This is a genomic window from Zobellia sp. B3R18 (genome assembly GCF_018860715.1).
GTDB lineage: Bacteria > Bacteroidota > Bacteroidia > Flavobacteriales > Flavobacteriaceae > Zobellia > Zobellia russellii.
On record NZ_JAHKQG010000011.1, the window covers coordinates 537,524 to 550,002 of the forward strand.

The 12,479-nt window shown below is 40.6% G+C and carries 6 protein-coding genes; all 6 read left to right on the top strand.

Going from position 1 to position 12,479, the window contains the following annotated elements:
- Positions 1–122: 122 nt before the first annotated feature.
- The gene (locus tag KO513_RS08750; protein ID WP_215913075.1) at positions 123–3,242 is read left to right on the top strand and encodes a SusC/RagA family TonB-linked outer membrane protein; all 3,120 of its coding nucleotides are present in this window, start codon (positions 123–125) and stop codon (positions 3,240–3,242) included.
- A gap of 16 nt (positions 3,243–3,258) precedes the next feature.
- A complete protein-coding gene (locus tag KO513_RS08755) occupies positions 3,259–4,797 on the top strand; it encodes a RagB/SusD family nutrient uptake outer membrane protein (protein ID WP_215913076.1) in 1,539 nt (512 codons plus the stop codon).
- 186 nt (positions 4,798–4,983) lie between these two features.
- The gene (locus KO513_RS08760; RefSeq protein ID WP_215913077.1) at positions 4,984–6,465 is read left to right on the top strand and encodes a sulfatase family protein; all 1,482 of its coding nucleotides are present in this window, start codon (positions 4,984–4,986) and stop codon (positions 6,463–6,465) included.
- A 9-nt stretch (positions 6,466–6,474) separates the two neighbouring features.
- Positions 6,475–8,301 carry an alpha-1,3-galactosidase-related protein gene (locus KO513_RS08765; RefSeq protein WP_215913078.1) on the top strand — a complete coding sequence of 609 codons (1,827 nt, stop codon included), beginning with the start codon at positions 6,475–6,477 and terminating at the stop codon, positions 8,299–8,301.
- A 161-nt stretch (positions 8,302–8,462) separates the two neighbouring features.
- The gene (locus KO513_RS08770; RefSeq protein WP_215913079.1) at positions 8,463–10,346 is read left to right on the top strand and encodes a right-handed parallel beta-helix repeat-containing protein; all 1,884 of its coding nucleotides are present in this window, start codon (positions 8,463–8,465) and stop codon (positions 10,344–10,346) included.
- Positions 10,347–10,377: 31 nt separating this feature from the next.
- Entirely contained in the window at positions 10,378–12,474 is a 2,097-nt protein-coding gene (locus tag KO513_RS08775; RefSeq protein ID WP_215913080.1) for a sulfatase-like hydrolase/transferase, read from the top strand.
- The last annotated feature ends 5 nt before the right edge of the window (positions 12,475–12,479 follow it).

Consider the following 12,479-nt stretch of genomic DNA (forward strand, 5'->3'; position numbering starts at 1 on the left):
TAATTAACAAAGAGCCTCGGAATTTGTTTATTCCGCAAAAACTTACAAGGCTCAAAATTTAAACCAAACCAACCACCTCTTTAATTATCAACACTCAGAAAATCAAACTAAAAGAATTTCTTATGAAGAAAAATCAACTATTCATTAACTGGAAACATACGCTAAAAATAAGCGTAACGTTCTTGATGCTGTTCTTTGTAACATCAATTATTCAAGCACAGAATACTACCGTAAACGGTACGGTCGTTGATCAAAGCGGAGTACCATTACCAGGAGCAAATATTCTGGAGAAGGGAACATCAAATGGGGTTACCGCGGACTTTGACGGAAAATTCTCGATAAATCTTAAAAAACCAGATGCGGTATTGACCGTCTCATACATTGGTTTCTCTACACAACAAGTTACCGCGAAAGGAAATAGCTCCTTAAAAGTGGTAATGCAAGAAAATGCCGCAGGGTTAGATGAAGTTGTAGTAGTAGGTTATGGTACCCAAAAGAAAAGCGATTTAACAGGATCGGTAGGGTCTATATCCTCAAAAGACCTACTAAAGGCGCCCATTGTTAAAATTGGGGCAGGGTTACAGGGAAAAATCAGTGGAGTAAATATTCAGCAAACAACCGGTGCTCCCGGACAAAAAATGAAAATACGTATACGGGGAGGAAGCTCTATAAATTATGGAAATGAACCCCTATATGTAATAGATGGCTTCATTGGCGCCGACATTTCAACTATAAACCCGAACGACATTGCTACCATCAACTTTCTAAAAGATGCCTCCGCAACAGCTGTTTACGGATCCAGAGGTGCGAACGGCGTGGTACTGATTACTACAGTTGCCCCTAAAGAGGGCCCATTAAAAGTTACTTTTGATACAAATATCGCAATGAGTTCTATGGTAAATCAATACGATATTTTACCAATAGATGAAATGGCGGAACTAATGAACGAACAACAAGCCTCATTAGACAAACCTGCGTTCTTTTCACCTGCGGACATAGCTGGTTTCCGATCCAGAGGTGGAACGGATTGGGTAGATCTTATTACGCGCCAAGGATATAGACAAAACTATTCCCTGAATCTTACAGGAGGGTCCGAAAAGCTAAAATATTTTTTCTCTGCCAATCACTTAAATGATGAGGGAGTCATAAAAAATTCATTTTATAGAAGAACCTCTATTCGTTCCAATATCTCAGGAAACATTGGTGAACGCATTCAATTTAAATTTAACACATACGGAACACATATAGAATCACAAGCTAACGGAAGAGGTACGGGAGGTACCGGAAACCCAATTGGTAACGCTGTAATCTTCCCTCAAATGTGGGCATCACGTGACGCGAACGGCGAGTTTATAGATGGAACAACCTATAACAGCTATAATGGTGCTTTTCTTGTAGGGAGACTAGTAAATCCAGAGATGCAGGTAAGGCAAAACCAAGAAAACCTAAATGATAAAATCACGTCTAACATTGATTTGAACATTGATCTTGCCAACCATTTAACATTATCCTTAAGCGCAGCCGGAAGCCTTTCTATGAACTATCGTGGGCAAAGAACCCTTCCTGACTTTATTAATATAAATAGAGATAACGTTACCGCCCAACAAGCATATAACAGGGGCAATAGCTGGTTGGCCAACAGTATTCTTACTTATGAAAATGATTTTGGAGAGCACAATCTTAAAATATCGGGCGTTTATGAATTTTCAAAATCGGTAAACCGTAACAATACAGCCACCGTAGGTAGTCTATCAACACTTGCCAATGAATGGCACCTTTTGGCCAACGGTACGCCATCGTCCATTAATTCAGGTTATGGTACCGGTAAATTACGCTCTTATATGGGCCGTTTAAATTATAGCTTTAAAGACAGATATTTGCTTACGGCCTCTATGCGTGCAGATGGATCATCTCGATTTAATTCGGATAACAGATGGGGCTACTTCCCCTCTGCCGCTTTTGCATGGAGAGCCTCCGAAGAAAATTTTATTCAAAATTCCAGTTGGTTGAGCAACTTAAAATTTAGAGTAGGTTTTGGAGCAGTTGGTAACCAAGCCGTAGGTTATGGAACCATCCAACAAACATTTGCCGCATCCAATAGTGGTGATGGGCGTAATTATGGATGGTACCAATTAGACAATGGAGAATCCGTACAAGGTGTTGTTCCGGGATCTATTACAGATAATAATCTAAAATGGGAAACAACAACTTCTTATAATGCGGGTATAGATTTTGGTATCTTAGACAACAAGCTATCCGGTACAGTAGATGTCTATTCCAAAAAAGCTACAGATGTTATCATTGCCAAGTCAATTCCCAGATACACCGGTCAATCTGCTATTACAGATAATTTTGCTGACATAGATAACAACGGTGTTGAAATAGGCCTTAACTGGAATATCATGAACAAAGATGATTTCCAATGGACGGCATATGCCAACTTCACGAAAAACAAAAATATCATCCAGGACTTAGGTGAATCCGGTGGTGAACCTGTGGAAGAAATTTTCATAGCCAATGAAGAACCTATAGGTATCTGGAGCTTAGTTGGAGGTAACAATAAATTTATTGTAAGGAAAGGCGAGTCTATGGGGGCGCTATATGGTCTGAAAGCTACTGGAATCTGGCAAGAAAATGAAGCCGCAGAAGCAGATTCTTATAATTCTAGACCGGGTGAAGTTAAATATGAGGATGTAGATGGTGATGGAGTGATATCTGCAGAAGATAGACAAATAATTGGTAGTGCCGCTCCAGATTTCACCTACGGATTAGGTACCAGCATGGCTTACAAAGGTTTTGACCTTTCAATTCAGTGTATCGGAAGTGTAGGTAACGACATCTATAATTGGACGGATAACAGATTGAACTATGGTATTCTCTCTACCGATTATAGAGACAGATGGTCTCCTACCAACACTTCTTCTACACAACAGGTTATGCCGTACGGAACGGATTACTCCCTAACCTATGTGGTAAGCCAATATGTAGAAAAGGGGTCGTTCTTTAAAATCAGTAATATGACACTTGGGTATAACATTCCAGACAATACTACAGATGCCTTAGGAATAAGCAGTTTAAGACTATACGCGAGTGCAGATAACGTTCTTACCATTACAGACTATTCCGGTCTAGATCCCGAAGGCTCTAGTACGGCATTATCCAGTGATTCCCAATCAGGTATTGATGCCTTTTCATACCCCCTAACAAGAACAATTTCTCTTGGCCTTAAAGTGAGCTTTTAATCAAAAAAGAAAAAAAATGAAACGAATACATACCATATATAAAACACTTGTTGCAACTGCAATCCTACTAGGATTGGTGAGTTGTGAAAAATTAGATGAAGGATCGGATGGAGTAGTTGCCTCCGCCACATTTTATTCGGATGAAAATACTTTAGACGCCGGTATAATAGGCATCTACGGAACCTTACGTAGAAACACCTGGGGATTGGACAACTATTCCCATTTTTCAGGAGCAGACGACTTAACTTCAAGGCTGGGCAGCAATAAGTGGGTTGTACTAGAATCAGATCAATTTGCAAAGACTGCAGGTAATTCTTGGGCCACCAATGATTACAATGGCAATTACCAAGCTATACTTGCCTGCAATAGCTACATTGCCGATGCCCACCCGGAAGACGTGGAAGAGGCGGTCTTAAATGCAGCCCATGCCAATGCCTATTTCATAAGAGGCTTATGCTATTTTAGGCTTGCAACAAGCTTTGGCGATGTACCCATGCCACTTGACCCCATTCCGGACCTGGAACTTTCCTTAACTCCTAAAAGAGAGGTTATGGCTCAAGTAATTAAAGATTTAGAATTTGCGGTAAAGTGGGCCGTTAATGATAGAGACTCCAACCCTTTAGTATCTAATGGTAGAGTGTCAAAAACTGCTGCAAAGGCCTTCTTGGCAAAAACATATATGCAATTAACCGGTTACCCTTACAATGAAACGGATAAATGGGAACGAGTTAAGGAGTTAACAGACGAAATTATAAGTGATGGTGTCTATTCTTTAACAGATGATTTTGCCCACAGTTTCCAAGACCCGCACCAAATTAACAAAGAGGTAATCTTTGCCCACATAATGTCACGGGAATCGTGGCCAATAATCACTCAAAACAGGGTGTATGGCTTTAGATGGGCCAATTGGATGGATTTATACATGGAATGGACCTATTTCAATAATTTCCCTGAAGGCTATAGAAAAGAATTTTCTACCGCCACTGAAGGAAATCAATTCTTTGACGAATTTCAAAATCCTGTTGTTACTAAATATACTTGGGGCACAAGAGCTCCTAATTCTACGGACCCCGTTGATCATGTTTTTGAACATACATGGCAAACTTCTAATGACCGTATTGCAATGCGCTACGCCGAAGTTTTACTCATGCACGCCGAAGCTTCTGCAAATTTAGGAGATTTGGACACCGCACTGGAAGAATTGAACATGGTGAAAAGAAGAGCTTATGCCAAAGGAGCCACCAAACAAGCTGAAGTTGCTTCTTTAGAGCCAGGCTTTTGGATGACTGCTGACCCAGAAATTGATTATACATTGGCCGAACTTTCAACACCTGAATTAATGATCGATGCCATCGTTAATGAAAGAGCCTATGAATTTTTGGGAGAAATTAGTGGCAATCGTTGGTTAGATCTGGTTCGTTTGGAAAAAGTTGCCGAAGCAAATGCAGGTCGCGATTCAAGAGAAGTTCCTTTAATAGGAGATCCATCAGATAAAAACCTATGGTTTACTCCTATTCCAGCTACAGAAACCACACTGAACCCCAACCTTAATTAAGGTCACAAAAAAACTAAATTAGTTGAGTTAGTTTGTTGGGCTGTTCTTTAACCGGGGCAGCCCTTTTTTTTAACAAAAACGTATTTTGTACTAACAAATACATTTCGTGAACTGCAAGGCACACAGCTTTATGAAATAAAACCCTTCTTTGTATCTCATTATGCAAAAAACCGAAAAGTAATCCGCATGAAAACGATTTTAAAGTATAGTTTCTCCATTTTACTTATTTTAATTACCCTTACAAGCTGCTCCAACGAGCAAAAAAAAACCAAGGAAAAGGAAAGCGCCCAGGTTAGTAATTCCCCAAACATTATTCTATTCGTTTCTGATGATCACGGCACCGATGCTATTGGCGCCTATGGCAACGAAGTAATCAAAACACCTAACTTGGACCAACTTGCCGCAGAAGGTGTACGTTTTGATAATGCCTATTGTACCAGCGCCAGCTGCGCCGCTAGTAGGTCCGTTATACTTACCGGTCTTTACGGACATGCTACAGGCTCTTATGGACACGTTCATGATTATCATCATTTTAGCAGTTACGATAACATAAAATCTCTCCCCGTTCTTCTTGAAAACTCAGGTTATGAAACGGCAAGAATTGGTAAATACCACGTTGCACCGGAATCTGTCTATCATTTTCAAAAGGTCCTGGAAGCCGATCCCAGAAATACTGTTGAAATGGCCGAACAATGTAAAGAAGTGCTTAATTCAGACAAACCATTCTTTCTTTATTTCTGTACGGACGATCCACACCGTGGGGCTCCTTTTGAGTCGGACTCTTGGAACGTACCAAATAGTTTCGGGAACAAGAAAGAAGGTTATGAAGGAGTTGAAACAATTACCTATGACCCAAAAGATGTTGTAGTTCCAAGTTTCCTTCCGGACAGCAAAGAGAGTCGTGAGGAAATAGCCCAATATTACCAAAGTGTATCTAGAATAGACCAAGGCTTTGGTAAACTCATGAAAATGCTAAAAGATACGGGCAAGGATAAAAACACCATCGTCATTTATATTTCGGATAACGGAATGGCCTTCCCCGGTGCCAAGACTACGGTTTATGAGCCAGGCATTAAACTCCCATGTATCATAAAAGACCCTTTGTCCGATGTAAAAGGTGGCTCCGTAAACAATGCCCTTATTTCATGGACAGACCTTACCCCTACTATTTTGGACATGGCGGAAATCTCCTATGATTCCAATGATTTCCATGGCAAATCGTTCAAGAAAATAATGAGCCAAGAAAACCCAAAAGGATGGGATGAAGTTTATGCTTCGCATACCTTTCATGAAATTACAATGTATTACCCTATGCGAGTCGTAAGGGATAAAAACTACAAGCTTATTCGGAATATCGCATGGCGACAAGAATACCCCTTTGCTTCGGACCTTTGGGCGGCATCTACATGGCAAGAGGTATACCGAAACGAAAAAGAATACTACGGACAACGCAAAGTTAAAGATTACCTCTTCAGGCCCGAGTTTGAGTTGTTCGACCTATCAAAAGACCCGGAAGAAAGCATCAATTTGGCCACCGACCCAAACTACGCCAATGTGCTAGAGGCCCTAAAGACCAAAATGAAAACTTTCCAAAAAGAGACCAAAGACCCATGGCTCATTACTTGGGACCATGATAATTCGCTTCAAGGCACCGGTGTAAACCTCTAAAAAATACATATGACTCACTTTAAATCTATAAAAACACTATACCTGAGCGCTATTTTGTGTTTAGGCATGTATACATTATCTGCACAGCAGACCATTCATATTCAAGCCCAGGCCGAGGACATGACGCCTTTGGTCCGCAAAGCACTAGAGAATGCAACGGACAAAAACCTGACTTTGGTTTTTGATAAAGGGATTTATAAATTTTTGCCGGATTACGCCACTCAGCGCTACTCCTACATCACCAATCACGGTAATGGACTCAAGAACATCATTTTCTTATTGGAAGATTTTGATTCCGTTACCATAGAAGGTAATGGTGCCGAATTTATTTTTCATGGTCAGGTTGCCCCTTTTCAAATTAAAAATTGCAAAAAACTCACGGTTAAAAACCTAAAAATGGATTGGGATATCCCATTCTTATTTCAAGGTGAAGTTCTTGCTGTTAATGAAACCGAGGGCTGGCGGGACATTAAACCTTTTACCGAAGGTTTTTCATGGGAACTAAAGAAAGAACGCATTTTGTTCCCCAACATAGATGGCTTTACTTTTCCCGAATTGGGAAGCACCCTTGCCTTTGATGCGCAACATAAGCGGGTAGCCCATGGTGCATGGGATATGAGCAGTAGACCGCGTTGGGTAGAAAAACGCCCCAATGGCGTCCTACGTTTTCATGAACATTTAAAACAATACCCGGCTGTAGGCTCAATTCTAAACTCAAAGGGAGACCATGACCACAACCGTTATGCCCCTGCTTTTCAAATTACGTCTTCCAAAGATGTTCATTTGGAAGATATAACTATTCACCACGCATTGGGAATGGGTTTTCTTTTTGAACGAACTGAAAATATTACCATTAGCAATTCCGGTATTTATGTACGTGACGGTTCGGACCGGGTAGTTTCTACCATTGCAGATGCTACGCATTTTGCCAATTGCAAAGGCGACATTCTCATTGAGGACTCCACCTTTAAACATATGTTAGATGATGGTACTAACGTACATGGCACCTATGTAGTTGTAGATAAGGTTTTGGATGATCACACCGTTCGCGTATCCCTTCAACATTTTGAACAAATGGGTTTTGAATTTGCTGCTTCGGGCGATGAAATCTGGTTCATTCAGCAGCCCAGCCCCAAAAGAGCCTCAGAAAACACGGTAGCCAGTGTTTCGTTCGTTAACGATAAATATTCGGACATCAGCTTTAAAAATAAACTTCCAGATAATTTAGCCGAAGGCGATATCCTAGAAAACAAAACATGGAACCCCACTTTTACAATGCGTGGTTGTACTATAAAAGACCATAGAGCAAGGAATATTGTCCTGAAAACACCCTTAAAAACAGTTATAGAAAATAACAATTTTTCTTCTATGATGTCCTCCATATTCTTTAGGGGGGAAACTTATTTTTGGTTTGAATCAGGTGCGGTAGAAGATGTCCTGATCCAGAATAACAATTTTGACCATTGTGCCTATAGCGGAATGGAACATGCCATTTTAAACATAACACCTCGTCTAGGAAAGACTTTTGACCAGACCCAAACATATGACCGTAACATCCGCTTCGTCAGCAACACCATCAAAACTTTTGATAATAGGATTGTATGGGCAGACCGGGTAGACGGACTCACTATTTCCGATAACGTAATTGAACAAGTGTCCGGTTCCGCTCCGCTATATCCAAACGCACATCAATTCGATTTTAAGAATTGTGACCATGTTGAGATTTACAACAACACGTACACAGGAGACGCGGAGAAGGTGCTTTCATCAGATGAATCATCCTCCAAAAACTTAAAATTTAAGCGAAACAAAGGGTTTGCAAAATATAAGAAATAGCAATGTTCATTCTTGTAAAACCTTAATCTATAACTGGATTTTGGCCTATAAACAGGGACTTGAATGACCAAAGACATAATATTTACCCCTAAAGACAAAGAAAACACGCTAAGCCTATAATTTGGCCTAGAACAAACACTTTTATTAAACACGAGAAACCTATGCCGAAAATTATAGCCCGTTGGTCCGTTTTTATATTTGCCCTAATTTCCACAAATATTTATGCTCAAAATACCGTTGGTGAGCAAGTGCTTTTCAATACATCTATTTCTGATGATGCCACACCAGCAGTATTGGCCCGCATACTGCGTGCGGATAAAGAGCCCATTTCAGAAATAAAATTTGAAAAAGGAACCTATCATTTTTATCCGGATAAGGCATACGAGCGCTTTACCCGCATTTCTAACCATGATGATGTTATGGCCAAAACGGCCTTACCTCTTCTTGGTTTTAAAGAGCTGATTATAGACGGCCAAGGTTCTACCTTTATTTACCATGGCAGAATGATTCCTTTTCTGATTGAAGGTTCGCAAAATATCACGGTACAGAACGTAACTATAGATTGGGCCATGCCCTTCCATAGCGAAGGAACCATTGTGGCCAACGATGAAAAAAACAACACTTTTGATGTTCAATTTTCAGATGAGTACCCTTATGAAATCAGGAACGAGCAACTAATTTTCCTAAAGGAATACTATGAGCATGATCTTGGACAATCTATTCTCTACGACCCCAAAAGACAAGCAATTGCTTTTGACACTGAATCGTATACGTCCATTACCACTGTTCGAAACTCAAAAGTGCAGCACAACTTCGATAAAATAAAATACAAATACAAAGTAGACCCACGTTCCAAAGTAGAAAAAGTTAGAGGCAAGGAAAACAATTTAAAGGTTGAAGAAATAAAGCCGGGCACCGTTAGGATTTACAACCATAAGAAAAAATTACCTCCCGTAGGTATGATTATGGTCTGCAAGGGAGACCAAAGCTTAAATCGTTTGGCCCCGGCATTTAGAATAACGGGCACGGACGGTTTCAACGCCAACAATGTTACCGTACACCACGCTGGTGGTATGGGCTTGATTGCCGAAAATTCTTCCGATCTTATTTTAGATGGCTTTCATGTAAAACCCTCTCACGGCAGAATGGTTTCTACATCTGCAGATGCCACACATTTTGTAGGTTGCCGCGGTAAGGTTGTCCTTAAAAATTGTACGTTCAACAATCAATTGGATGATGCCACTAATGTTCACGGCACCTACCAAGAGGTAATAGATATTTTAGGTGATAACAGCATTGGCGTGCGTATGGGCCATGCACAACAACAAGGCTTTGCCATAGGAAAGAAAAATGATACCATTGGGTTGGTAGATCTTCAAAAATCATTTTTTGGTTACGATCATCTTACGCTAAAAAGCATTACCCCTATAAATGGGCGGTACCAGATTATTACATTCAATGAAAACATACCTCCTACTTTAAAGACTGGCGACCTCATCGAAAACTTAGAAGGCTACCCGGATTTAGTGGTACAGAACTGTAATATTAGCCGAAATAGGGCTCGTGGCCTCTTGATATCCAATCCTAAAAACACCTTAATAGAGAATAATTTTTTCAGTACAGAAATGGAAGCTATCTTAGTTCCTGTTGAGAGCAGCCATTGGTTTGAATCGGGCAACGCTGCCAATCTCACTATTAGAAACAACACGTTTCAGGATAACCAGCATAGCGGATTTGATAGAGGTGTAATCCGTTTTGTTACAGATGACGACAATGACAACATCGCCTTTAAAAATATTCGCATAATTGATAACGAATTCAATCAGTTTGATAATATGATATTGGAAATTTCCAATGTAGACGGACTATTATTTGAGGGAAATACCATTACCAATTCAGGAACTTTTCCAATGTTGCACCCAGATAATCCCGCCATTAAAGTAAAAGCGTCAAAAAATATAGTTTTTAAGAAAAACCGATATAAAGGAAAGGCCAAAAATATTTTAGAGACCGATGATACTATGTCCAAACTAAAATTCCGTTAGCCAAACACTTTAGTAAACCATAAAACATTCCATGGTACATTCAAGAGCTGCCTTACGATTTTTAACACTACTTCTTTTTGGCATGGGTTATTCTTCCTTTGCACAAGAAACTAAATCGATAAAAAAACCGAATATCATCTATATTCTCACGGATGATTTGGGGTATGGAGACATTGGAGCGTTCTTTCAAAACCAAAGAAAAGAAACAAATGATCGTAGCGAGCCTTATGCATTAACCCCACAATTGGACAAAATGGCATCTGAAGGGGTTATGCTTACCAATCATTATACGGCAGCTCCGGTATGTGCACCATCACGCTCGTCTGTACTATTGGGGGTTAGCCAAGGGCATGCCAATGTCCGCGATGGCCAGTTTGATAAGGCTTTGGCAGATAACCACACACTGGGCAACGTATTGCAAAAAGCAGGCTACAAAACGGCGGCAATTGGTAAATGGGGGCTACAAGGTTCAAATAGATGGTCGGAAAACGGAGATTCTTGGCCCGCACACCCCAACAACAGAGGTTTTGATTATTACTATGGCTATATACGGCATAGAGATGGTCATGAACATTATCCCGTTGAAGGTGTGTATCGCGGAAAAAAAGAAGTCTACGAAAACAAAAATGAGGTAAGCAAAGGACTGGACAAGTGTTATACGGGCGATTTATGGACGGCCGTTGCCAAAAAATGGATCATAGAACAGGTAAAGGAAAAAGAAAATGAGCAACCTTTCTTTATGTACCTAGCTTTTGACACGCCACATGCCGTTCTTGAATTACCCACACAGGCCTATCCACAAGGAGGCGGGTTACACGGTGGGTTACAATGGTTAGGAAAACCAGGAAACATGATAAATACGGCTTCGGGCAAAGTAGATTCGTACATTCATCGTGACTATGTCAATGTTACTTACGACCATGATAAAAATCCAAGCACGCCAGAGGTGGCTTGGCCGGACGTCTACAAACGTTATGCTACTAGCACCCGTAGAATAGACAGTGAGGTAGGCGATTTATTGCAATTGCTAAAAGACCTTAATATTGATGAAAACACTTTAGTTGTTTTTAATTCGGATAATGGCCCTTCTATGGAGTCTTATTTAGAAGAAGAATATGCGGCCGATTTTTTTAACAGTTTTGGACCTTTTGACGGTATCAAAAGAGATGTGCTTGAAGGTGGGGAACGTACTCCTTTAATTGCGCGTTGGCCCACTAAAATTCCGGCTGACCGAGTTATAAAGTCCCCGAGCATTGCCTATGACTGGCTCCCAACGTTTACTGAAGCTGCGGGTTATACTGCACCCGTAAATAGTGATGGGGTTTCTCTACTGCCTATTTTAACCGGAAAGGGAAAGCAACAAGAAAGCCTTATTTATGTAGAGTACAACCAAAGTGGAAAAACACCGGAATACGAAGAATTTGCACCCAACAATCGCGGCAGAGTGCGAAAACAAATGCAAATGATGCGCGAGGGAGATATTGTTGGCCTACGCTATAACATTCAAAGTGCGGATGACGATTTTGAATTCTACAATATTGTTGAGGACACGCACCAAACCCTAAACTTGGCCACCCTACCAAATATGGAGGCACTACAAGTACAGATGAAAGAACGAGTGCTTCAAGTACGCATGCCCGATACGAATGCTGCAAGACCTTATGACAACGCTGCAGTTCCTGCTGTTTCATTACATAATCCAAACAGTGGATTGAATTGGAGCGCATTCAAAAACAATGCACCTTGGTTGCCCAAAGTGGATGGTTTAACCCCTGTAGCAAGTGGCAAAATAGGGACACCTAATGTGGCTCAGGTAAAAGAGAAAGGCGATGTTTTTCTATTTGAAGGTTTTATTCAAATCCCTACGGAAGGCAGTTATACCTTCTCTTTAAAGTCTTCCAACAGTACGTTTGTCCGTATTCATGAAGCGAGTGTCATTGATGCCGATTACGGTTATGAAACGGGTTCCGAGAAAAAAGGCACGATGAACTTAAAAGCGGGATACCACCCTATACGCATATATTATAAAAAGAAACCCGGAGCAACTCCTAAACTTGACTTACAATGGAGCGGTCCTACAATTGAAAAAAGCACAATTCCCAAATCGGCATTTTTCGTGGTTAACTAAAAAAG